Source organism: Microbacterium sp. NPDC086615, assembly GCF_040686055.1.
GTDB lineage: Bacteria > Actinomycetota > Actinomycetes > Actinomycetales > Microbacteriaceae > Microbacterium.
On record NZ_JBFBJJ010000002.1, the window covers coordinates 154,947 to 177,390 of the forward strand.

Genomic DNA, 22,444 nt, shown 5'->3' on the forward strand with positions numbered 1-22,444 from the left:
CCACGCCGCACCAACACCGAACATCGATGCCGCTGACACACCCCACCCCGGTCACACCGCGCCGCGCGGGGCTCCCACCGCGGGGCCGGATCCCTCGTTCCCTCAGCTGGCCCCATGAAACTGCTCGGCGCTGTGCTCTTCCGAGCGGGTATCCCCCTCGTCACCATGACCACGATCGGCATCGCACTCCTCGCCCAGGGGAAGCCCGACGACGGACGCGCGACGCTCGCGGTCGGCGTCATCGCGGCCGCCGTGTCGGGGGCGTCCGTGATCTACCAGGTCGAGACGTGGAGCATGCGCACGCAGACCCTCGTGCATTTCCTGGTCATGACCGTGACGGTGCTGCCCGCGCTGCTGCTGAGCGGGTGGTTCCCGCTCGACACCGGGTGGCACTACCTCGGCGTGGTCGCGGTGTTCCTCGGGACCGGCATCCTGCTCTGGGCGTTCTTCTTCGTGCTTTTCACGAAGATCCTGCCGAGGCGCCGCACCCCGCCTGCGGCCACCTAGACGGGAGCCCGTGCCGGCGCTTCGCCCGCGCGCCTCACGCGGGAACGAGAACCTCCCCCTCGGCCACGGCAGACGTCTCACGGTCGCGAACCGGGACGAGCTCGCCCAGCACCCGCTCCCCCACGCTCGGGTCCGCCGCCACCCGCGCGGCCAGCGCCCGCACGTGCACGACGACGCGAGTCGCCGCGCGAGCCGAAGAGGGGTGAAGCGCGCGGTCCACGGCATCCAGAATCCCGAGGAGACGCTCGTCGTGGCACCGGTCGTCCGACGCGGCGATCCACTCGAGCACGTCGGCGATGGTCCAATCCGGGGTCAGTGGACTGACAAATGCGGATTCGGGAGAGTCGAAGCGGGTCATTGGACCACAATCGGGGTTCATGACCCTCGTTGACAGAGCCACTTCCGGTCTGGTGGACCATCGCACAGCCATCGTCTCGGCGGAGCGCCTGGCGGTTCGGCTCGGGCGCTGGGCGACGACCGACGCGACCCTGAGCGCCAGCCTCGCCGAGGCGATCGCCCGTCTGGTCCGCGAGGGAGAGCTGCGCGGCGGCGACCGCCTTCCGTCCGAGCGGACGCTCGCCGCCACCGTCGCCGTCTCACGCGGAACCGTGGTCAGTGCGTACGCGCGCCTGTACGACGAGGGCATCCTCGATCGTCGCCAGGGCAGCGGAACGCGCGTCGCCGGCGCCGCTCCCCTCGCCGCGCGCCAAGCAGCCGGGCGCGGCGAGGCGCTCTACGCGACCCTGCCGTCGAGTATCAACCTGCTGCGTGCGGTGCCCGCGATCTCGCCGCGCGCGGTCGGCATCGTCCAGCGTCATCGACCCGTGCTCGACGCCACGACCGTCGAGGCCGACCCCGCGGGACTCCCGGATCTTCGCGCCGCGATGGCCCTCGCGATGACCGAGGACGGAACCCCGACGACGCCGGCGCAGGTGCTCGTGACGCACGGGGGACAACAGGCCCTCAGCCTGCTCGTCGACGAGGTCGTCTCCCCCGGCGACACCGTGCTCACCGAGGAGGTCGCCTGGCCCGGACTCACGGATGCCGTGCGCCGACGCGGCGGCCACGTCCACGGCATCCGGCTCACTCCCGACGGGATCGACGTCGAGGCGCTCGAGATGGCGATCGTGGTGCGTCGCCCCGTGCTCATCGCCCTGAACCCCCACAACCACAACCCGACCGGGATGCAGACGAGTCCGGCCGTCCGTCAGCGGATCGCCGACCTCGCCGCCGATCACGGCGTGACCGTGGTCGAGGACCGGGTGCTCGCGCACGTGTCGTTCGACGGCATCACGCCGCCGTCGCTGGCGGCCCTCCGGCCCGACGCACCGATCATCGTCGTCGAATCACTGTCGAAGTGGGCGTGGGAGGGGCTGCGGGTCGGATGGCTGCGCGCAGACCCGGTGCTCGTGCGGCGACTGCGCGGCCTCCGCCAGAGCACCGATCTCTCGACCAGTGTTCCCGCGCAGATGCTGGCCCTCGACCTGCTCGCCGAGGCTCCCGCCCTGCGCCGCGACGTCGCGACGGTGCACCGTGACGCCGCCGTCACGACGGGGCGGCTGCTCCAGGCGCATCTCCCCGACTGGCGGTGGCGACCTCCGCGCGGCGGACTGTGCATCTGGGCGCAGCTGCCCGCGGGCTCCGCGGCGGCCTTCTCCCGCCACGCGGCCGGGTTCGGGGTCTCGGTCGCGGGATCGGCGCAGTTCACCTCGGATATGGATGCCGACGACCACATCCGCCTCCCGGTGACCCCGGAAGCGCACGTGCTCGAGGCCGGCCTGCAACGGCTCGGCGAGGCATGGCGGGCGTACGGGGCGTCGCTGTCGCGGGAGGTCTCCTGAGGGCGTCTCCGAAACGGCCGTGGACGTCACCGAGCGTCCGCGGGGAGAACGCCTTCGTGGGCGGTGACGGGAAATCTTCTGCACGCGGGCCCCGTCCCGTCCTGCACAGGAGGCCCGGACGCGATGCTGTCCGCAGCTCGCGAAAAGAGCGACGGGAATGTCCTGGCCCCTCTCTACGCTGTCTGCTGAAGGGCACGGCGGAAGGCGGTAACAATGCAAGGACTCGAGGTCACGGTCCTGCTCGGACTCGCGATGCTGGTGGGGACGATCCTCGCGCCGCGTCTACGGGTGGCGACGCCGCTCGTCCTCCTCGTCATCGGGCTCGCGCTGGGGTTCATCCCCGAGCTGCGCGCGATCGAGCTCCCGCCCGAGACCGTGCTGCTGCTCTTCCTTCCCGTCATGCTGTTCCGCGAGGCGTGGACCACGTCACTGCGCTCGGTTCGCCGATCGTTGCGGTACATCATCCCGATGAGCACGCTGCTGGTGGTGGCATCCGCCTTCGCCGTCGCGGGTGTCGCGACCTGGATGGGCGTGCCGTGGGAGGCCGCGCTCGTCATCGGCGCGGCGGTCGCGCCGCCCGACGCGACGGCGGTCGCCGCCCTCGGGCGGCTGCTCCCTCAGAAGACCTTCATGAAGCTGAAGGCCGAGAGCCTCACCAATGACGGCACGGCCCTCGTCCTGTACGCGATCGCGGTGTCACTGCTGCTCGGCGGCCAGGTCACCCCGTGGTCGATCACCGGAATGGTGCTGCTGTCGTACCTCGGCGGCGCGGCCGCGGGCATCGCCGTCGCCGCTCTGGCCTACTTCGCCCTGCGGCGCATGCAGTCCACTCTCACCATCAACCTCACGATGCTGCTCGTGCCGTTCGTGTCGTTCCTGGTCGCGGAGCTGATCGACGCGTCCGGGGTGCTCGCGGTCGTCTTCGCGGGCCTCATCGTGGCCTGGGTCTCGCCCCGGATCACCACGGCGATGTCTCGTCGAGCCGCGGATGCCACGTGGCCCTTCGGCGTCTACCTGCTCAACGGTGCGCTGTTCGTGTTGATCGGCCTCGAGGTCCAGCTCGTCCTGCACGAGATCTCGCCCTCCGAGATCGGCATCCTGTCGCTGATCACGGTGGCGGCCTGGATCGCGCTCTTCCTCGTGCGCTATCTGTTCCAGTGGCTGTTCAGCCCCTTCTCGCGCCCCGCGGCCGGGTCGACGCGTTCGCTCCGACACCGTTCCCGGATGGTCAGCACCGTCGCCGGCTTCCGTGGCGCCGTCTCGCTCGCGATCGCACTCTCGGTGCCCATCACGACCGAGAGCGGCGCGCCGGTCGCCGGACGCGACGCGGTGGTGTTCGTCACGGCGGGGGTCATCGTCCTCACACTCCTTGTGCAGGGGCCCCTGCTTCCCGTGGTCATCCGCTGGGCGAAGCTCCCGAACGACGATGCCGCGATCGAAGAGTACGAGCTCGCCGAGCGCGCGATCTCGGGAGCGGCGCTCGCCGCCCTCGACGACCTCGCCGTCGAGCACGGCATCAGCGATCGGGTGCGTGACCGCGCTCGCCGCGAGGGATACGAGCGCCTCGAGCTCGCCAACGCCCGCGCCGTCGCCCGCCAGCGCGCGATCGAGGAGCGCGATCTGGCCGAGCTCGACGCCTCTCTCGACTCCTCGGTCGACGACGACGGCGGCGGTTCGACCTCGTCGACGATGGGACCGGTTCCTCCCGCCGGCACCGACGACGAAGGGCGACGCACCCTCGGCGGGCTCGAGATGATCGCCGTGAGCGACGACATCGACGTGACCCAGCGCTCCCCGCTCATCCGGCACAAGGAGGCGACCCGGCTGCGCCTGGCGATCCTCGACCGCAAGCGAGAGGTGCTCCTGCGGCTGCGACGCGAAGGCACGATCGACGACCTCGTCGCGCGGAAGATCCTCGCCAACCTCGACCTCGAAGAGATCCGCACGCGCGGGATCGAGAAGGCGAGCGACTGAGCGGGATGCCGTGGGTCGGGAGTCCGCCGGTGATCGCGGGCGCCCCGGGGGCGCATCGGGGCGGGGCGTGCGGGCGGGCCGGGACGGCACGTGCGGCCGGGGCGCGTACGGGCGGGGCGCGTGCGGGCGGGGCGCGTACGGGCGGGGCGCGTACGGGCGGGGCGCGTACGGGCGGGGCGCGTGCGGGCGGGGCGCGTACGGGCGGGCCGGGGACTCACCGGCGGCGCTCGGCATCCGGACACCCGCATACCCGCCACCTGTCGGCCCGCCCCCGGTGATCTTCCGCCGCGTGGCGGGGCACCGGGCGCACCGCCGCGCGCACAATCGAGACGGACGCGACGAGGCGTCCCCGACGAAGGAGTCATCATGACCCGCGAATCGCATCCCGAGGAATCGGCTGCCGGCGTCATCACTGCCACCGACGGCCACCTGGCCACCCTCGCCGTCGACGGCATCCCGAACCGCCCTCCCTTCGATCCCGAACTCGAGACGATGCTGGGGGTGATCTCGCAGATGGTGCCCCCGACGCTGACCGCCGAGATGGTGCCGGTGATGCGCTCGGCGAGCGTGCCGGGGATGCCGACCCGCGACGAGATCCTCGACACCGCCGACCTGCAGTCCCGCGACGTGACTATCCCCGGCTACGAGGGCGCGGAGATCGTCGTCTCGATCGTCGAGGCGAAAGGACGCACCGGACACGGCCCCGGGATCTTCCACACGCACGGCGGCGGCATGATCTTCGGCGATCGTTTCACCGGCGTCGAGGGCTTCGCCGAATGGCTGCACCGCTACAACGCCGTCATGGTGACCGTCGAGTACCGACTGGCACCCGAGTTCCCCGACCCGTATCCGGTCGAGGACTGCTATGCGGGACTCGTCTGGACGGCCGCGCACGCGGAGGAGCTCGGCATCGAGCACGAGCGGCTCCTCATCGCGGGCGGCAGCGCCGGCGGCGGGCTCGCAGCGGGGGTCGCCCTGCTCGCGCGCGACCGGCGGGGACCCCACCTCATCGGCCAGATGCTGATGTATCCGATGCTCGACGACCGCGACGCGACCGTCTCGACGCATCAGATCCAGGGCGTGGGCGTGTGGGATCGCGCGAGCAACCTGCTCGGGTGGAACGCGCTCCTCGGCGAGCGTCGCGGCACCGACGGGGTGTCGATCTACGCGGCTCCCGCACGGGCGACCGACCTGTCGGACCTCCCTCCCGCGTTCATCGACTGCGGCAGCGCGGAGGTGTTCCGCGACGAGGACGTCGCCTATGCGTCGGCCATCTGGGCGGCGGGAGGCCGGGCCGAACTGCACGTCTGGCCCGGGGGCTTCCACGCCTTCGAGGGATTCGCCCCGCAGGCGGCCCTCTCCCACGACGCCGTCGAGGCGCGGGACCGGTGGATCCGTCGGCTGCTGGGGTGAGGCGGACGCGCGGGCGGCGGGGCGATCCCCCGCCCTATGCTGTGTGCGACACGGCCGCGCGGGACGAAGGAGTGACGCCATGCAGGAACTCGCGGGACGCCTGAGAGTCCTCGATCCCGCGGCGAGCGAGTCGGTGAAGATCATCGACTACTTCGACTCCCTCATCGCCGGCGGCGCGGGCGTGGAGTCGGTGGTCCGGGCGGCCGCGATCCTCGGCGGGACGACCGCGGGAGCCCGCGTGCGCGGTCGCCTGCTCGGCATCGACGCCGACGGCGCGCGGATCACCCCGACCCCGCCCGCGTCCCTGTCGGACACGGACGCCCCGTGCGTCTGGCTCCAGCGCGACACCGGGTCGGCCGTCAACGACGCGATGATCGTCGATCGCGCGCAGGTCGCCCTCGCGATCATCACCGCCCGCGCCGACCCGACCACCGGCGCGGTCGAGCGTGTGATCGACGCCGCCGTCTCGCGCGTGGATCGCGAAGCGGCCGCGCATCGCCTCCGCCTCGACGGGGAGGTCCGCGTCGTGGCCGCGCCGCCCCACTCGCGGCACGTGACCACGGCCTCCACCGTGCTCGCCACCGCGGAGGGCGCGGTCTGGATCGGCCTCGGCGAGGTCGTCCCGCCCGAGGGGCCCGTGGGCACGAGTGTCGCGCGCGATCTCGACGACCTCCCCCGCGCCTGCGCCGACGCCCGCCTCGCCCTGCGGCTGGCCGACGACAGGCATCGCGTGGTCGATGCGGGCGAGCTCGGCGTTCTCGTCGAGCTCGCCCGCGCGTTCTATCCGTCGGGTCCACGGCATCCGGATCTCGCCGCGCTCGACGCCCTCGACGCCCGGACGCTCGAGGCGCTCGATGTGGTCGTCGACAGCGAGAGCATCCGCGCCGCGGCGACCCGGCTCTCGCTGCACCACAGCAGCCTGCAGTCCCGGCACGAGAGCTGGACCCGGCAGCTCGGCTACGACCCGCTCACCCCGCGCGGTCGTGCGCGGTTCCTCGCGGCGCGGATGCTACAGCGGTTGGGGTGAGGGGAGCCCGCGCTCCCGCCGGTACCCCGTGGCGCCGCGCCCGCAGCCCCGCGAGCGTCGGCACGATCCCCCGCGGCACGAACAGCAGGAAGACCACCAGCACGATCCCGTACCCGGCGTACTGCAGGATCGGCCCGGCCGCCGCCGGCATCCCGGGCGTCGCGCTCAGCGCGCTCAGCACCTGCAGCCACAGACTCAGCGCGAGGGTCCCCACGACCCCGCCCCACACCGACCCGAGACCTCCCACGACCGCCATCACGACGTACCCGAACGAGACGAACGGCGGGTAGGTGTCCTGGCTGACGTACGGGGTGAAGAACGCTCCCAGCGCCCCCGCGAACCCCGCGAATCCGCCCGCCACCGCGAACACGGTGAGCTTGCTGCGCAGGATCGGCACCCCGCTCGACGCGGCCGCCGACTCGCTCCCGGCGAGCGCACGGATCCCCCGACCGAAGCGCGACCGGACGAGGTTGTGGCAGACCAGCAGCGCCGCGGCGAGCGCGGCCAGCGCGACGTACGAGTACACGCGCTGATCGGTGACGACGAGACCCCCGACCGAGAGCGGAGGGATGCCGAAGATCCCGACGCCCGCGCCGAACAGGGGCGCTGTGGCCATGACCGTCTGGATGATCAGCAGCACCGCGAGCGAGCCGAACGCGAGGTAGTGCCCGCGCAACCGCAGCAGTGGCCAGCCCACGAGAGCGGCGACGAGCGCCCCGAGCACGGGAGCGGCGACGAGCGCGACGAGGGGCGGGATGCCGAGGGTCACCGTCCCGACCGCGACGGTGAGTCCGCCCACGGCGACGAAAGCGCCCTGGCCGAGCGAGGCCTGACCGGCGTAGCCCATGAACAGAGACAGCCCCGTGACGACGAGCGCGGTCAGCGCGGTCTGCACGAAGAACGTCTGGTCGGTCAGCAGCAGCGGGGCGATGGCGGCGGCGATCGCGGCCATCGCGATGACGATGCGGGTCATTTCGCCTCCTCGGCGGTGAAGGAACGCGACCGCGCGATCATGATGACGAGCATCATGATGAGCGCGATCTGGGTCTGGTACGAGCCGTTCGCGTAGCCCGCGACGAGCTGCCCGGTCACCCCCAGGACGAGGGCGCCGACGAACGTCATCCACGGGCTCCGGAGCCCCCCGAACACGGCGGCGGCGAGCGCGCTGAGCACGAACGGCAGGTCGGAGGTCACCGACACCGCCGTGGTGGGCGCGATCAGCACCCCGGCGAGACCGCCGAGCACTCCCGCGATCGTGAACGACAGCAGGCCCATCACGCGGGTGTCGATCCCGACGAGTCGGGCCGCCCGGGGATTGGATGCCGCGGCCGTGAGCGCGCGACCGATGTCGGTGCGCGTGAACAGCAGACTCATCGCGGCGAGCGTCACGACGGCCACCGCGAGGGTCAGCAGCCGCTGCGTCTCGATCTCGGCACCGAACAGCCGGACAGTGCCCGAGATCCCCGCGGGCGAGACGGGGTTCTGCCCCCAGACGGCGATGATGACGGCAGCGGCGACCAGCGACATCCCCAGCGTGATCAGCAGCGACGTCATCGGGTGCGTGCCGGGCTTGCCGATCGCGACGGCCCCCACGACGAAGCCGATGAGACCGACGACGACCACCGCCGCGAGCTCGGAGAGTCCGGGCGGGAGCCCGAGCTGACGGAAGGTCTGCGAGAGGAACGCACCGAAGACGACGAACGAGCCCTGCGCGAAGTTCAGCACGTGGGTCACGCGGTAGACGACGACGATGCCGCTGCCGACGAGAGCGAACGACCCCGCGAGGGCGAGACCGCTGAGCAGGTAGGTGGCGAGATCGCTCACGAGATCACATCCTGACGTGTGATCGGGGAGGAGAACGGGGCGGGGACGGCCCGCTCCCCCGTGCTGGGCGGGTGATTCACGAGAGGTTCTCCTGTTCGTCGAAGCCGCCGAGATACGCGGCGCGCACGGCGGGGGCGGCGGCGAGCTGCGCCGTCGGCCCTTCGGCGACGATGCGCCCGGCATCCAGCACGTACGCGCGAGAGCAGAGGCCGAACGCAAGGCCCACCTCCTGCTCGATGAGCAGCACCGCGGTGGCGCGGTCGGCGTTGAGGGCGGCGAGGTGGCGCACGAGGTCGGCGGCGATCAGCGGCGCGAGCCCGAGCGACAGCTCGTCGACGACGAGAAGGTCGGGTTCGGCCATGAGCGCCCGCCCCACGGCGACCATCTGCTGCTGACCGCCCGAGAGCGTGTCCGCACGCTGACGACGGAGGCGCTGCAGGTCGGGCAGCAGCTCGTACACGGCATCCGTCCGCCGAGATCGCCGCCGCCAGGCGCCGAGGCGCAGGTTGTCGTCGACGCTGAGGTCTCCGAACATCTGACGTCCCTCGGGAACCTGGGCGACCGTGCCGTCGACACGGACGGTTCCGGATGCCGGACGCACGAGACCGCTGACGGCGTTGACGAGCGAGGTCTTGCCGGCGCCATTGGGTCCGACGAGCGCGACGAGCTCGCCCGGATCGACCCGCAACGAGACGCCGTCGAGGGCCGTCGCCGAGCCATAGCGCACGACCAGGTCATCGACCTCGAGCATCATGCGGCGGCCTCGCTTCCGAGATACGCGGCGATCACCGCGGGGTCGCGGCGGATCTCCTCGGGCGTCCCGTCGGCGATGAGCCGGCCGAGATCGAGCACGGAGATCCGGTCGGCCAGGGCCGTCACCATCGCCACGTCGTGCTCGATGAGCAGGATCGTCGTGCCGTCGTCGTGCAGCTCGCGGATGAGACCGCGCAGATCGTCGCGCTCGTCTGCGCGCAGGCCCGACGCCGGCTCGTCCAGGAGGAGCACCCGGGGGCGGGCGGTCAGAGCTCTCGCGACCTGCAGCCGACGCTGCTGCCCGAGCGGGAGCTGCTCAGCGCCCCGACCCGCCCAGTCGGCGAGTCCGACGCGGGCGAGGGCCTCCTCGGCATCCGCCCTGATCTCCCTCTCCTCGCGGCGGTGACGGGGCGAACGCACGGCGGCGTCGAGAGCCCCCGAACGGGTGCGGGCGTGCGCTCCGACGGCGACGTTCTCGAGCACGGTCATGCCCGGGAACAGGCGCGCGCCCTGGAAGACGATCGCGACACCGCGCCGGGCGCGGCGGTGCGGAGGCAGGCGATCGATGCGCTGACCGTCGAGGCGGATGACGCCCTCCTGAGCGCGGACGTGTCCGCTGATCAGACCGAACAGGGTGGACTTGCCGGCCCCGTTCGGCCCGATCACGCCACGCAGCTCGCCCGGCGCGACCCGGAACGAGATGTCGCGGTTGGCGTAGACCCCGCCGAACCGGCGGGACAGGCCCGCCAGCTCGAGTCCGGCAGAGGAGTTCTCGGCCGAGGAGTTCTCGGCGGACCCGTGCGCCGCCGAGCCGACCCCGGGTGTGGGCGTGCTCACTGCGGGAGCTCGGTCGCGAACTGCTTCGTCGCGGCTTCGGTCGGGACCCAGGTTCCGTCCTTCGCTTCGAAGATCGCGAGCGAGGTCGCATCGAGTCCCATGTGATCGGTGGGGCTGTACGTGTAGCGCCCGTTCGAGGTCAGCAGGTCGGTCTTCTCGAGGGCGTCGCGGATCTTCTGCCGATCGGTCGAGTCGGCCGCGTCGATCGCGGCGGCGAGCAGCTCGACACCCGATGCCCCGCCGAACGCGAACTCGGGCGGGTACGCCCCGTTGTTGGCATCCATCCAGGGCTTCGCGACCGCCATGACCTTGGTCTTGTACGCGCCCTCGGGCAACGCGTCGCCGCCCAGGGCGATGGTCGCCGCGGCCTTCACGCCTTCGGCGGCGTCTCCCGCGGGCTGGAGGTACAGGTCCGATGCCTCGGCGCCGGTGAAGTAGGTCGCGATGCCCTTGCCCGCGATCTGCTTCGTGATGATCACGGGAGCGGGGCCCGCGCCCCAGACGACGAACGCGTCGGGCTTCGCCGAGACGACCTTCGTGATGAGCGGGGTGAAGTCGGTCGCGGTCTGGTCATACGACTCGTCGAGTACGACGTCGATCCCGGCCTCTTTCGCGTACTCCGCCGTGGCCTTGTCGCCGTTGCCTCCGTAGAGGTCGCCGCCGGTGTAGCCGATCGCGAGGGTCTTCACCCCCTGGCTGAGCCAGTAGTCGACGAGCGCCCGCGCGTACACCGCCGGGATGGGCGGCGACGTGAACGCGTACGGGTTGCTGCCGTCGGCGAAGGCGTCGACCGGTCCGAGGGCGATCGTCGGGATCTTCGCGGACTGCGCGGTGCTGCCCACGGCGGTCGCGGCCGAGACGAAGCTGCTCGCGAGCATCGCCGAGTACGAGGGATCGGATGCCAACTGGTTGAACTGCTTGACCGATTCGGTCACGTCGGCCTTGTCGTCGACGACCGTCAGCTCGACCTGGCGTCCGTCGATGCCGCCGGCGGCGTTGAGATCGGCGACGACGCGCTCGGCCGCTTCCTTGTCGCCCTGACCGAGGGCCGAGAGGAAGCCGGTGAGCGGCACGACCATGCCGATCTTGACGGGTCCGGACCCGTTGCCCGAGGCGGTGGAGCCCCCTCCCGAACAGGCGGTGAGGGCGAGGACGAGAGCGGCTGTGGCGACCACGGGGACGGTTCTGCGCATGGACTTCTCCTGGTTCGTCGTTGAACACATCGTTGGACGAGAGGACCCGATGGGCCCGGCGCCATTGTTCGGGGGACGACGACGGTCCCGTCTATCCGTGAAATCACGTAATCCGCGCGGAAAGCATTCCGGTGAATCGACCGCCGACCGATAATGAGAATTCCCGGACGCAAGGAAGCTCCCCCGTGATCAGAGAGCCGCGCAGCGAATTCGTCGGGCGTCGGCGCGAATTGGACGCCCTCGCCGACGCGCTCGAACGGAGCCGCCTCATCACGCTCACCGGCGTCGGCGGTGTGGGGAAGACGCGTCTCGCGGTGCGTCTCGCCAACGCCCACGCGCGACGCACATCGACGAACGTCTACTTCGTCGGTCTCGACGCCGTGAGCGATCCACGTCGCGTTGTCGCCGCGATCGCGCAGTCGCTCCCCTTCGGCGACCTGTCGGCCCGCGAACCGCTCGAGTTCGTGGTCGACGTGCTGAGCGATGAGACCGCCCTCCTCGTGCTCGACAACTGCGAGCACGTCATCGACGCCGCCGCCTCCGTGGTCGACGAGCTGCTCGACGCCCTGCCGTCCCTGACGGTCGTGGCCACCAGCCGACGCCGTCTCGACGTGGACGGGGAGCAGGTCTTCCCCGTACCCCCGCTGGGGACGGAGACCGCGGGAGACGAGCCCGCCGAAGCCGTGGAGCTTCTGGTGGCGCGCGCCCGCGCCGCCGACGCGGGGTTCGAGCTCTCCCCCGCCGACCACGCCGTCGCCGCCCAGCTGTGCCGCGCGCTCGACGGGCTGCCGCTCGCGATCGAGCTCGCCGCCGGGCGCCTGCGCACCCTCTCGGTCGCGGATCTCGCGCGTCGCCTGTCGCAGCGTTTCACCCTCTTGCGGGCGGGGTCCCGGGCCCCGGTCTCGCGTCAACGGACCCTCCGCGCGGTCGTCGACTGGAGCCACGAGCTGTGCACACCGCCCGAGCGCGCGCTCTGGGCGGCGCTCAGCGTGTTCGCCGGCCCCTTCGACCTCCCCGCGGCGGCGGCCGTCGCGGGCGGCGACGAAGCCGCGACCGTCGAGACCCTCGAGCAGTTGATCGACCAGTCGCTCGTCGAAGCCGACCGTGAGACCGGCCGGTTCCACCTCCTCGAGACGATCCGCGGCTACGGGCGCGACCGCGCCGAGGAGTCGGGGGAACAACCCGATCTCGTGCGCCGGCACCTCGAGTACTACCGCGGGCTCGCGCGCCTCGCGCGCACGCACTGGTACGGGCCGGCTCAGCGGCGGATCCTGGCCGGTCAACGTGCCGACCGCGCCGAACTGGATGCCGCCCTGCGCACGGCCGCGGCGAGCGACACCGACATCGCGCTCGAGTTCTTTTCCGACCTCCGCTACCACTGGGCGGTGGGGGGATTCCTCTCGGAGGGGCGGCGATGGACCCGCCGCCTCCTGCGTCTGGCCGGCGGCTCTGCGTCGCGGCGGACGCCCGCCCTGCTCGTGGCGACCTGGATCTGCGTCCTCCAGGGCGCGCTCGACGAGGCGCGAACCCATCTCGACGAAGCGCGGGGGCTCCTGCCGTCACTGTCTCCGACCGAACAGGAGCAGTGCGAGGTGGAGCTTCGCCGATTGAGCGGGACGCGCGCGCTCTTCGCGGGCGAAAGCGACCTCGCGCGCGAGGAGTTGAGCCGGTCGATCCGGCTCTCCCGCTCGATCGGCCGACCCGAAGAGGCGCTGCTCGCGCAGTTCCAGCTGACCGTCGCCCTCGTGCAGGGCGAGCTCCCCGACACTCTCGGTCCCGCGCGCGAGGCGCTGCGCCACGCCACCGAGATCGGCGAGCGGTGGATCCGATCGCTCTCCCTGTGGGCGATCGGCCTCGCTCTCTACGCCGACGGCGAGCTCGACGACGCCGAGCGCCATGCGCGCGAGGCCCTCGCGATGGAAGAGGGGATCGACGACCCCGTCGGCGACTGCCTCGTGCTGGAGCTGCTGAGCTGGATCGACGCCGCGCGCTCCCCCACCGAACGCACCGCCGTCCTGCTGGGGGCCGCGCGCAACTGGTGGCGCCGCATCGACTCCGGCATCGCGGTGCACGGCCCGCAGATGCTCGCGCAGCACGACCGGTGCGTGGCCGTCGTGCGCCAGCGCCTCGGCGAGGAGACGTTCCAGCGGCTGTTCGCGGTCGGCGAGCGCCTGTCCCCCGCCGAGGCGGCCGCTTTCGCCGGGGCTCCCGGGCGACCGGCCGCGGGCCTGAGCGCTCGCGAGAGCGAGGTGGCCGCCGGCATCCACGAGGGCCTCAGCAATCGCGAGATCGCCGAACGGCTCGTGCTGAGCGTGCGGACGGTCGACACGCACGTGCAACGCATCCTCGGCAAGCTCGGCTTCACCTCGCGCGCGCAGATCGCGGCCTGGTATCAGTCGACGCTGGTGAGCGTGCCGTAGAGCGCCGTAGCGCGCCCGGAGGCTTCGACGAGCTCAGCCACCTCCGCCGCACCCCAGGACCCCCAGCGCGCACCCCAGGCTCCCGGAGCCCCCTGAGCCTGTCGAAGGGACCGGAGGCTTCGACGAGCTCAGCCACCTCCGCCGCACCCCAGGTCCCCAGCCCGCACCCCACGTCCTCCAGCCCGCACCCCACGTGCCCCAGCCCGCATCCCCACGTGCCCCAGCCCGCAACCCAGGTCCCTGAGCCTGTCGAAGGGACCGGAAGCCCCGCGTTCCGTAGTCCTACGGATACCGTCCTCCACGAGCGCGTCGGACACTGGCGAAGACGACGCCGAGGTCGTCCCCGTCCGAGGAGCGCACGCATGACCCCTTCCCCTCCCCGCATCCTTCTGGTCCACGGCGCCTGGGCCGGGCCCTGGGTGTTCGACCGTCTCGCCGCCGAGCTGAGCGCACGCGGCTTCGCCGTCGACACGGTGACCCTGCCGAGCATCGGCAGCACGGCCGACCTGTACGCCGATGCCGACGCGATCGCCGCGAAGCTCGATGCGGCCGACGGCCCCGTCACGCTGATCGCGCATTCCTACGGCGGGATCCCCACCACTCAGGCCGGAGACCACCCGTCGGTCGAGCGGATCGTCTACGTCGCGGCCTTCGCCCTCGACGAGGGCGAGACCCTCCAACAGGCCGTAGGCGGTGGCATCCCGGACTTCTGGGGGATCGCCGACGGCATGGTCTCGATGGGCCGCTCACGCGAAGAGCGCATCGCGATGATCGCCGCCGACCTTCCCGCGGGCATCCCCGACACGGTCGCGGCCGAGCTCGCCGACACCTTCCGTCCGCAGTCGCTCACCGCCTTCACCTCGCCCGTGACGCGCGTCGCCTGGCGCGCGAAACCCACGACCTACGTACTCACCGAGCGCGACGAGCTCGTGCCGCCCGCGTTCCAGGAGCACCTGGTCGCGCGCAGCGGTGCCCAGGTCGTTCGCGTCGACACCGGCCACACGCCCTTCGAAGACGACCCGGTGTGGTTCGCGGGCGTTCTGGCCGACATCGTGACCCCCGCGGAGGTGGCGCGATGAGCCTCACGGTCACGACCGCGCCCGGCCGCCTCTTCATCGACGGACGGTGGACGGATGCCGCGGACGGCGGCCGCATGGACGTCATCGCCCCGTCCACCGGCGAGAAGATCACCGACGTCGCGCGCGGCACGACCGCCGACGTCGACGCCGCCGTCGCCGCCGCCCGCCGGGCGTTCGACGAGGGCCCGTGGCCGCGGATGTCGAGCCGCGAACGCGCCCGCATCCTCCAGCGGGCCTACGCGCTCATGCGGGAGCGCAGCGAAGAACTCGCGCACGCCGAGAGCCTCGACGTCGGCAAGCCCATCACCTTCGCCCGCGTCGTCGACGTCAACAACGCCGCCGAGCTGTACGAGTACTACGCCGCTCTCGGCCATCGCCTCGACGGCGACGTCCGCGAGATCACCGCCGACGCCCACGCCTACGTGCGTACCGAGCCGCTCGGCGTGGTCGCCGCGATCACGCCGTTCAACTTCCCGCTGATCCTGTCGAGCACGAAGATCGCCCCCGCCCTCGTGGCGGGGAACACCGTGGTCCACAAGCCCGCGAGCGACACCCCGCTGAGCGCCCTGCTCATGGCGGAGCTGCTGCGCGACGCCGGCGTGCCCGACGGCGTCTTCAACGTCGTCACGGGCCCGGGGTCGACGCTCGGCGACCACCTCGTCTCGCACCCCGACGTCGACAAGGTCGCGTTCACCGGATCGACCGAGATCGGCGCGCATGCGGCGGCCCTCGCCGGTCGGTCGCTCAAGCCGTTCACCGCCGAGCTCGGCGGGAACGCGGCGAACATCCTCTTCGCCGACGCCGACCTCGACCGCGCGATCCACACCGTGATCTCGGCGTTCGTGTTCAATGCGGGGCAGTTCTGCATGGCCGGCCCCCGGCTGCTGGTCGAGCGTCCGATCTACGGTGTCGTGCTCGGCATCCTGAAAGACGCCGTGCCGCACGTGCCCTTCGGCGACATCGACGACCCGGCGACCGTGATCGGCCCGGTCGCGAGCCGCACGCAGCTCGACAAGGTCGCGGCGATGGTCGATCGGGCACGTGCCGCGGGCGCGCGCGTCGTGACGGGCGGCCACGCGGTCGAGCGAGACGGCGGGTTCTACTACGCGCCCACCGTTCTCGCCGACCTCGATCCCGCGGCCGAGGTCGTCGTGGACGAGGTGTTCGGTCCGGTCCTCACCGTGCAGCCGTTCGACACCGAGGACGAAGCCATCGCCCTCGCCAACGGGACGAGGTACGGCCTGGCGAGCGGCATCCAGACCCGTGATCTCGCCCGCGCCCACCGGATCGCCGCGCGCCTGCGCGCCGGCATCACCTGGGTGAACGGCTGGGCGATCCTCGACCCGGCCGTGCCCTTCGGCGGGGTGAAGGCCTCGGGCTGGGGACGCGAGGGCGGCCCGGAAGCACTGCAGTCGTACCAGAAGGCCCATTCGATCGTGTTCGACCTGGGCGGCGCGCAGTGACCGCGGGGCGCGCGGCGATCGTCGAAGAGAGCCGAGACAGTGCCGCTTCCGGGACGCGGACGATCTCGGTCGCCGACGTCGACTACGCCGAGCCCGGCCACGGCGAGGTGCTCGTCCGGCTCACCGCGACCGGTCTCTGCCACACCGATCTCGGGGTGCTGGCCGGTGGCATCCCGTTCCCCACCCCGGGGATCATCGGGCACGAGGGGGCCGGGCGCGTCGAGCGCGTCGGGCCGGGCGTGCGCGGGGTGAGTCCCGGGGATGCCGTGCTCTTGAGCTTCACCTCGTGCGGCGCGTGCGACGCCTGCGTCGGCGCCCACCCGGCGTATTGCGAGACGTGGCTACCGCGAAACCTGCTCGGCGGGCTCCGCGACGGCGACTCGGGCGAGATCACCCGCGACGGCGCGCCGGTCGCGGGGCACTTCTTCGGACAGTCGTCGTTCGGCACCCACGCGATCGCCGACGAGCGTTCGCTCGTGCGGGTCGCCGACGACGCCGATCTCGCGGCGCTCGCCCCGCTCGGCTGCGGCGTGCTGACGGGCTTCGGATCGATGTGGAACGTGCTCGATCCGGGGACCGCGGATGTCGTCGCCGTGTACGGAGCCGGGGCGGTCGGCCTCTCCGCGGTGATGGCCGCGGCGCTCCGCGCGCCGGCGCACCTCATCGCGATCGACCGGGTGGCTTCGCGTCTCGACCTCGCGCGCGAGCTCGGTGCGACCGCCACCATCGACGCGGCGCACGAAGACGTCGCCGCGCGTCTGGCCGAACTGACCGGCGGACGCGGCGTCACGCTCAGCTTCGACACCACCGGGCACCCCGGCGTCGCCCGGACCGCCCTCGATGCCGCCGCCGCGCGCGGCACGGTGCTCGTGTGCGGGGCGCCCCCGCCCGGGACCGAGGTCCCCGTCGACATCCAGGGCATCCTGACCGGCAAGATCCTCCGCGGCGTCACCATGGGCGACGCCGACCCGCGCGAGCTCATCCCGCGCCTCGTCGCGCTGCACGCCGAGGGGCGCCTGCCGCTGGAGAGGCTCGAGCGGCGGTACGCCCTCGACGACATCGCCCGGGCGATCGACGACATGCACCACGGGCGGACGGTGAAGCCGGTCATCGTGTACTGAGCACCGGATGCCGTGCGCCCCGCGATCCCACCGATCGCCCTCGCGCACGGCATCCGTGTGCCTCGGTGATCGCAGCGTTTCCGCAAGTCCGGGCGGGCCGCGTGTCGCGATCGGGCGCACTTGGTAAGGTAACCCTTGCTTAAGCTTCAGCTTTCGGCCTCCCCCACCCGAAAGGACATCTCGCCATGCCCGCACGCCGTTCCTCCCGGCGCTTCGCCCTCCTCGCCGCGGCGACCGGTCTCGCCCTCGCCCTCTCCGGCTGCGCGGGCGGCGCGAGCGCTTCTCCCGCCGAGAGCTCCGCCTCGACCCACGATGTGGCTCACGCGCGTGGGACCACCTCCGTCAGCACGGCTCCGCAGCGCGTCGTCACGCTCGAGCCGCTCGAACTCGACACCGCGGTGGCCGTCGGGATCACCCCCGTCGGCGCGGCCGTGGCGAACATGGTCAACGGCGTGCCGAGCTACCTCGGCGTCGAGGGCGTCACACCCGTCGGCACGGTGAGCGAGCCCGACCTCGAGGCGATCGCCGCACTCAAGCCCGACCTCATCCTCGGCACCGAGTCCCGCCACTCCGCGCTGTACGACCAGCTCAGCGCGATCGCCCCGACGGTGTTCATCGCGACGCAGGCCGATCCGTGGCGCGACAACGCCGCCCTCATCGGTGAGGCGCTCGGCCGCGAGGACGACGTGACGAAGGCCGTGGATGCCGTCGACCAGCGCTGCGACGAGATCAAGAGCGCACACGACCTCGCGGGGAAGACCGCCGAGATGATCCGCCCGCGCGACGAGACGACACTGAGCCTCTACGGCCCGGTCTCGTTCGCCGGGAGCCTGCTCGAGTGCGTCGGCTACACGATCCCCGATCACGAGTGGGAGGACGGCCTGCAGGCGGACATCTCGCCCGAGAACATCGCGAGCGCGACCGCCGACGCCGTCTTCGTCACCACGACCGACGTGAACGACCCGTCGACCGTCCCCGCGGCGATCGCGCAGAACGCCGCGGCGTTCCCCGTCGTCACGCTCGTCGACACGAGCACGTGGGTCGCCGGCGTCGGGCCGAAGGGCGCGCAGTCGGTGCTCGACGACATCGAGACCTTCCTCGCATCGGGGAAATGACCTCGATCGTCTCCCCGCGGGTGCCGGACACGGCACCCCGATCCCCACGGATCGGTCGGACCGTCGCCGGCACCCTCGTGCTGGCGGCGGTCCTCGCCATCGCGATCGCCCTGTCGCTCATGATCGGCGCGAACCCCCTACCCTGGCACGCGGTGTGGGCCTCGCTCACCGGCGCGGGCACCCCCGACACCGACTACGTGGTGCAGGGACTCCGTGTGCCCCGCACCATCGCCGGCATCGTCGCCGGGGCCGCCCTGGGCGTCGCCGGAGCCCTCATGCAGGCGTTCTCGCGCAACCCGCTCGCCGACCCCGGCATCCTCGGCGTCAACGCGGGAGCCGCGTTCGCCGTCGCCGTGACGGTGGCACTGTTCGGCATCCAGAGCTCTCTCCTGCTCGTCTGGCCCGCGTTCCTGGGGGCGCTCATCGTCACGGTCGCCGTCGCGCTCGTCGGTTCGTCGGGGCGTGGACCGGCCGACCCGATCCGCCTGACCCTCGCGGGCGTCGCCGTCGGTGCGGTGCTCTCCGGCATCACCTCGGGCATGATGCTGAGCAACCCCGACGCGTTCGACCTCATGCGCGGGTGGAACGCCGGTTCGCTCCTCGGACGCGGTCTCGACGTCGTCCTCCCCGTGGTCCCCTTCATCGCGGTCGGACTCGCGGTGGCTCTCGTGCTCGGCCGCGCGCTCAACGCCCTCGCTCTCGGCGACGACCTCGCCCGTGCGCAGGGCATCCCCGTCGGCGCCGTGCGGGTGGCATCCATCGCCGCCATCACCGTGCTCGCGGGAGCGGCGACCGCCCTCGTCGGACCCCTGTCGTTCGTCGGGCTCATGGTGCCGCACGTCGTGCGGTGGATCGTCGGGCCCGACCAGCGCCGCATTCTCCCCCTCAGCGCTCTCGCGGCGCCGATCGTCGTGCTGCTCGCCGACGTGCTCGGCCGCGTGATCATCGCCCCGGCCGAGGTGCCCGCCGGGATCGTCACCGCGTTCGTCGGCGCTCCCGTGCTCATCGCGCTCGCGCGCCGACGGAGAGCGAGCGCGCTGTGACGGCCGTCGACGTGGGGTACCGCCGGGTGGTCCTCGGCGCGCTGCCGGTGCGGCTGCGGAGCATCGCCGTCGGTGTCGCGGTGCTCGTCGCCGTCGTCGTGCTCGCGGTGCTCTCGCTCGGCTGGGGCACGTATCCCCTGGCTCCGGATGCCGTCATCCGCGCGCTCCTCGGAGCGGGCGACGCGCTCGACACCACCGTGGTCGTCGGCTGGCGCCTCCCCCGCGTCCTCGCCGCGATCACCCTGGGCGCCCTGCTCGCGATCGCCGGGGCCCTGTTCCAGACGGTCACGCGCAATCCGCTCGCGAGCCCCGACATCCTCGGGCTCTCGAACGGCGCCTTCACCGGCATGCTGCTGACGCTCGTGCTCGTCTCGTCGTCGTGGCCGGCGCGGGCGGCGGGCGCGCTGATCGGTTGCCTCGCGGCATCCGTCGTCATCTGGTTCCTGTCGTACCGCGGTGGCGTGCAGGGCTTCCGGCTCATCGTCGTGGGCATCGGCGTCTCGGCCATGCTCGCCTCGCTCAACACCTGGATGCTGCTGCAGATCGAACTCGAGACGGCGATGTTCGCGTCGGCGTGGGGGCACGGGTCGCTCAACGGCGTCACCGGTGACGCGCTCGGCGGGGTGCTGCTGTGCGCGGCGCCGTTCGCGCTCGCGGCCTTCGCGCTGGTGCCCGCGCTCCGCCAGCTGGAGCTGGGCGACGACCTGGCCGCCGCGTCCGGCGTGCGCCCCCACCTCGTGCGCAGCCTCGCGCTGCTCACCGGCGTGGTGCTCGTGGCCGCGGCGACCGCTGTCGCGGGACCGATCGCCTTCGTCGCCCTCGCCGCCCCGCAGATCGCGCGGAGACTCGCCCGCACGCCGTCGCTGTCGCTCACGCTGTCGGCCCTCGTGGGCGCCCTGCTGCTGCTGGGCTCCGACGCCATCGCGCAGCACGTGCTGCCGGTGACCCTCCCCGTGGGCGTCGTCACCGTCTCGGTCGGCGGCGCGTACCTCATCGTCATGATCGTTACGGAGATCCGCCGCCGTGTCTGACCCCACCCGCCTCGAAGCCCGCTCCGTCTCGCTCGCGTACGACGGCGCCACCGTCGTCCCCGAGCTGACCGTCGCGATCCCGCCCGGGTCGTTCACGGTGATCATCGGCCCGAACGCGTGCGGCAAGTCGACGCTGCTGCGGGGGCTCTCTCGCCTCCTCTCCCCCGCCGCCGGCTCCGTCGTGCTCGACGGGCGCGACATCTCGAGCTACCCCGCGAAGGAGGTCGCGCGCCGTCTCGGCCTCCTCCCGCAGAGCGCGCTCGCTCCCGACGGCATCACGGTCGCCGACCTCGTCGGCCGCGGCCGCTACCCGCACCAGTCACTGCTGCGGCAGTGGTCGAGCGCCGACGAGGCCGCGGTGAAGGAGGCCCTGGATGCCACGGGCACGACCGACCTGTCGGCCCGACCCGTCGATGCGCTGTCGGGCGGACAACGTCAGCGCGTCTGGGTGGCGATGGTGCTCGCGCAGCAGACCGACCTGCTGCTGCTCGACGAACCCACCACCTACCTCGACGTCGCGCACCAGGTCGAGCTCATGGAGCTGTTCGCCGAATTGAACGCCCGCGGGCGCACCGTCATCGCCGTACTGCACGACCTCAACCACGCCGCCCGGTACGCGAGCCACATCATCGCGATGCGCGGCGGCCGCATCGTCGCCGAGGGAGCCCCGCGCGAGGTCATCACGAGCGAACGCGTCGAGGAGGTCTACGGCCTGCCGAACGTCGTGATCGACGACCCGGTGACGGGCGGTCCACTGGTGGTGCCGCTGCGCGGCGGGGCGTTCGCCGCGCGGGCGGCGGCTGCGGCGACGGGGCTCGACGCGTGAGCGGGGAGCGGATGCCAGGGGTCGTGGCGGACGCGGCGGCGGGGGCTTCCCGCTCGGGCGGCGACCGGATGCCGGCGGCCGGTGCGGCGGCGGAACCCGACGGGTCGTCGATGGCGGGGACCGAGATCCCGCCGAGCGCGAGCCGCCCGTGGGAATACAGCGCCTTCCCCGTGACTGTGGCCCGACGCGAGATGCTCTCCCCGAACTTCGTGCGACTCACCTTCTCGGGCGACGCGCTGCAGCACTTCGCGCCGTGGGGCCTCGACCAACGCATAAAGCTCGTCCTGCCCCTGCCGGGCGGAGGGCTCGCCGAGTTCGGCCTTCTCGACGACCCCACGCCGCACCCCTCGGAGTGGTACACGCGGTGGAAGGCACTGCCGCCGGACGAACGCAACGTCCTGCGCACGTACACGCCCGCCGCGATCCGCCCGGGGGCAGGCGAGATCGACGTGGACATCTACCTGCACTCCCCCGACGGCCCCGCGTCACGGTGGGCGCGCGGAGCGCACGTGGGCGAGACGCTCGTGATCACGGGCCCCGATGTCCGCAACGGATGGACGGGATACGGCATCCATTGGCAGCCGCCCGAGAAGTACACCTCGTTCCTGCTGGTCGCGGACGAGACGGCGATCCCCGCCGTGCGCGGCATCGCGGCGTCGCTGCCGCCCGCCGCCCGCGGCATCGCGATCGTCGAGATCGGCGACCACGCCGACGATCTCACCGTCGCGGGCCTGAGCCCTCAAGTCGATGTGCGCGTCGTCGGGCGCGGCGAGACCGAGGCCGCCGTGCGCGCGTGGGCCACGCCCGACGTCGACGTCGCGTGGCTCGCCGGCGAATCCGGGGTCGTCACGGCCTCGCGACGCGTGCTGGTCCGCGAGCTCGGCGTACCGCGCGAGCGCGTCGCCTTCCTCGGCTACTGGCGCGAGGGCGGAGCGCTGGTGGACTGAAGCGCGGCGGGCCGTGCGAAACTCCTGAGT

At 72.3% G+C, this 22,444-nt stretch carries 20 protein-coding genes; 14 read left to right on the forward strand and 6 right to left on the reverse strand.

The annotated features are described in order from the left end of the window. Window positions 1-114 precede the first annotated feature (114 nt). Window positions 115-507 (forward strand): DUF3021 domain-containing protein, encoded by a 393-nt coding sequence (locus tag AB0O24_RS02985; protein WP_363372458.1) that lies wholly within the window; start codon window positions 115-117, stop codon window positions 505-507. A gap of 34 nt (window positions 508-541) precedes the next feature. Here AB0O24_RS02985 and AB0O24_RS02990 read toward each other — a convergent pair whose 3' ends face one another. Further along, on the reverse strand, window positions 542-865 hold the full coding sequence (locus AB0O24_RS02990; protein WP_363372460.1) for a hypothetical protein: 324 nt from the start codon (window positions 863-865) through the stop codon (window positions 542-544). Between the two features lie 19 nt (window positions 866-884). Here AB0O24_RS02990 and AB0O24_RS02995 point away from each other — a divergent pair, with 19 nt between their 5' ends. The 4 genes from AB0O24_RS02995 (at window position 885) to AB0O24_RS03010 (ending at window position 6,762) form a co-directional block, all read left to right on the forward strand. Next, on the forward strand, window positions 885-2,348 hold the full coding sequence (locus tag AB0O24_RS02995) for a PLP-dependent aminotransferase family protein (RefSeq protein WP_363372463.1): 1,464 nt from the start codon (window positions 885-887) through the stop codon (window positions 2,346-2,348). Window positions 2,349-2,561: 213 nt separating this feature from the next. Further along, on the forward strand, window positions 2,562-4,322 hold the full coding sequence (locus tag AB0O24_RS03000) for a Na+/H+ antiporter (protein ID WP_275800136.1): 1,761 nt from the start codon (window positions 2,562-2,564) through the stop codon (window positions 4,320-4,322). Between the two features lie 366 nt (window positions 4,323-4,688). Next, the gene (locus tag AB0O24_RS03005) at window positions 4,689-5,735 is read left to right on the forward strand and encodes an alpha/beta hydrolase (RefSeq protein WP_275800135.1); all 1,047 of its coding nucleotides are present in this window, start codon (window positions 4,689-4,691) and stop codon (window positions 5,733-5,735) included. 79 nt (window positions 5,736-5,814) lie between these two features. Continuing rightward, entirely contained in the window at window positions 5,815-6,762 is a 948-nt protein-coding gene (locus tag AB0O24_RS03010) for a hypothetical protein (protein WP_363372468.1), read from the forward strand. Here the strand turns inward: AB0O24_RS03010 and AB0O24_RS03015 are convergent. The 5 genes from AB0O24_RS03015 to AB0O24_RS03035 all read right to left on the reverse strand — a co-directional run bounded on the left by AB0O24_RS03015 (window position 6,704) and on the right by AB0O24_RS03035 (window position 11,369). Next, window positions 6,704-7,735, reverse strand: a complete 1,032-nt coding sequence (locus AB0O24_RS03015) for a branched-chain amino acid ABC transporter permease (RefSeq protein WP_275800133.1) — start codon at window positions 7,733-7,735, stop codon at window positions 6,704-6,706. The two genes, AB0O24_RS03010 and AB0O24_RS03015, sit on opposite strands and share 59 nt — an antisense overlap. Next, a complete protein-coding gene (locus AB0O24_RS03020; RefSeq protein ID WP_058594834.1) occupies window positions 7,732-8,586 on the reverse strand; it encodes a branched-chain amino acid ABC transporter permease in 855 nt (284 codons plus the stop codon). The genes AB0O24_RS03015 and AB0O24_RS03020 overlap by 4 nt, the downstream gene beginning before the upstream one ends. 76 nt (window positions 8,587-8,662) lie before the next feature. Continuing rightward, window positions 8,663-9,340, reverse strand: coding sequence for an ABC transporter ATP-binding protein (locus AB0O24_RS03025; protein ID WP_363372472.1), 678 nt, complete (start codon window positions 9,338-9,340; stop codon window positions 8,663-8,665). Beyond that, window positions 9,337-10,176, reverse strand: a complete 840-nt coding sequence (locus AB0O24_RS03030; RefSeq protein WP_363372475.1) for an ABC transporter ATP-binding protein — start codon at window positions 10,174-10,176, stop codon at window positions 9,337-9,339. The genes AB0O24_RS03025 and AB0O24_RS03030 overlap by 4 nt, the downstream gene beginning before the upstream one ends. Next, window positions 10,173-11,369, reverse strand: a complete 1,197-nt coding sequence (locus AB0O24_RS03035) for an ABC transporter substrate-binding protein (RefSeq protein WP_363372477.1) — start codon at window positions 11,367-11,369, stop codon at window positions 10,173-10,175. The genes AB0O24_RS03030 and AB0O24_RS03035 overlap by 4 nt, the downstream gene beginning before the upstream one ends. Before the next feature lie 185 nt (window positions 11,370-11,554). On the opposite strand from AB0O24_RS03035, the gene AB0O24_RS03040 reads away from it, so the two are divergent. The 9 genes from AB0O24_RS03040 to AB0O24_RS03080 all read left to right on the forward strand — a co-directional run bounded on the left by AB0O24_RS03040 (window position 11,555) and on the right by AB0O24_RS03080 (window position 22,414). Continuing rightward, a complete protein-coding gene (locus AB0O24_RS03040; RefSeq protein ID WP_363372479.1) occupies window positions 11,555-13,789 on the forward strand; it encodes a LuxR C-terminal-related transcriptional regulator in 2,235 nt (744 codons plus the stop codon). A gap of 362 nt (window positions 13,790-14,151) precedes the next feature. Next, on the forward strand, window positions 14,152-14,868 hold the full coding sequence (locus AB0O24_RS03045; protein WP_363372482.1) for an alpha/beta hydrolase: 717 nt from the start codon (window positions 14,152-14,154) through the stop codon (window positions 14,866-14,868). Continuing rightward, a complete protein-coding gene (locus AB0O24_RS03050) occupies window positions 14,865-16,331 on the forward strand; it encodes an aldehyde dehydrogenase family protein (protein ID WP_363372484.1) in 1,467 nt (488 codons plus the stop codon). The genes AB0O24_RS03045 and AB0O24_RS03050 overlap by 4 nt, the downstream gene beginning before the upstream one ends. Beyond that, window positions 16,328-17,452: an NAD(P)-dependent alcohol dehydrogenase gene (locus AB0O24_RS03055; RefSeq protein WP_363372486.1), complete on the forward strand. Its 1,125-nt coding sequence runs from the start codon at window positions 16,328-16,330 to the stop codon at window positions 17,450-17,452. The genes AB0O24_RS03050 and AB0O24_RS03055 overlap by 4 nt, the downstream gene beginning before the upstream one ends. A 185-nt stretch (window positions 17,453-17,637) precedes the next feature. Next, window positions 17,638-18,567, forward strand: coding sequence for an iron-siderophore ABC transporter substrate-binding protein (locus tag AB0O24_RS03060; RefSeq protein WP_275800125.1), 930 nt, complete (start codon window positions 17,638-17,640; stop codon window positions 18,565-18,567). Further along, complete coding sequence (locus tag AB0O24_RS03065) at window positions 18,564-19,610, forward strand: iron chelate uptake ABC transporter family permease subunit (protein ID WP_363372489.1); 1,047 nt, start codon at window positions 18,564-18,566, stop codon at window positions 19,608-19,610. Before AB0O24_RS03060 ends, AB0O24_RS03065 begins: the two co-directional genes overlap by 4 nt. Next, complete coding sequence (locus tag AB0O24_RS03070) at window positions 19,607-20,641, forward strand: iron chelate uptake ABC transporter family permease subunit (RefSeq protein WP_363372492.1); 1,035 nt, start codon at window positions 19,607-19,609, stop codon at window positions 20,639-20,641. The genes AB0O24_RS03065 and AB0O24_RS03070 overlap by 4 nt, the downstream gene beginning before the upstream one ends. Then, window positions 20,634-21,467 carry an ABC transporter ATP-binding protein gene (locus AB0O24_RS03075; protein WP_363372495.1) on the forward strand — a complete coding sequence of 278 codons (834 nt, stop codon included), beginning with the start codon at window positions 20,634-20,636 and terminating at the stop codon, window positions 21,465-21,467. The genes AB0O24_RS03070 and AB0O24_RS03075 overlap by 8 nt, the downstream gene beginning before the upstream one ends. An 11-nt stretch (window positions 21,468-21,478) precedes the next feature. Then, a complete protein-coding gene (locus AB0O24_RS03080) occupies window positions 21,479-22,414 on the forward strand; it encodes a siderophore-interacting protein (RefSeq protein ID WP_363372498.1) in 936 nt (311 codons plus the stop codon). Window positions 22,415-22,444 lie beyond the last annotated feature (30 nt).

Coding starts and splice junctions, on each gene's coding strand:
- AB0O24_RS03045 (WP_363372482.1), top strand. CDS start 14,152: ATGACCCCTTCCCCTCCCCGCATCCTTCTGGTCCACGGCGCCTGGGCC.
- AB0O24_RS03080 (WP_363372498.1), top strand. CDS start 21,479: ATGCCAGGGGTCGTGGCGGACGCGGCGGCGGGGGCTTCCCGCTCGGGC.
- AB0O24_RS03035 (WP_363372477.1), bottom strand. CDS start 11,369: ATGCGCAGAACCGTCCCCGTGGTCGCCACAGCCGCTCTCGTCCTCGCC.
- AB0O24_RS03060 (WP_275800125.1), top strand. CDS start 17,638: ATGCCCGCACGCCGTTCCTCCCGGCGCTTCGCCCTCCTCGCCGCGGCG.
- AB0O24_RS03000 (WP_275800136.1), top strand. CDS start 2,562: ATGCAAGGACTCGAGGTCACGGTCCTGCTCGGACTCGCGATGCTGGTG.
- AB0O24_RS03050 (WP_363372484.1), top strand. CDS start 14,865: ATGAGCCTCACGGTCACGACCGCGCCCGGCCGCCTCTTCATCGACGGA.
- AB0O24_RS03025 (WP_363372472.1), bottom strand. CDS start 9,340: ATGATGCTCGAGGTCGATGACCTGGTCGTGCGCTATGGCTCGGCGACG.
- AB0O24_RS02995 (WP_363372463.1), top strand. CDS start 885: ATGACCCTCGTTGACAGAGCCACTTCCGGTCTGGTGGACCATCGCACA.
- AB0O24_RS02990 (WP_363372460.1), bottom strand. CDS start 865: ATGACCCGCTTCGACTCTCCCGAATCCGCATTTGTCAGTCCACTGACC.
- AB0O24_RS03010 (WP_363372468.1), top strand. CDS start 5,815: ATGCAGGAACTCGCGGGACGCCTGAGAGTCCTCGATCCCGCGGCGAGC.
- AB0O24_RS03005 (WP_275800135.1), top strand. CDS start 4,689: ATGACCCGCGAATCGCATCCCGAGGAATCGGCTGCCGGCGTCATCACT.
- AB0O24_RS03015 (WP_275800133.1), bottom strand. CDS start 7,735: ATGACCCGCATCGTCATCGCGATGGCCGCGATCGCCGCCGCCATCGCC.
- AB0O24_RS02985 (WP_363372458.1), top strand. CDS start 115: ATGAAACTGCTCGGCGCTGTGCTCTTCCGAGCGGGTATCCCCCTCGTC.
- AB0O24_RS03065 (WP_363372489.1), top strand. CDS start 18,564: ATGACCTCGATCGTCTCCCCGCGGGTGCCGGACACGGCACCCCGATCC.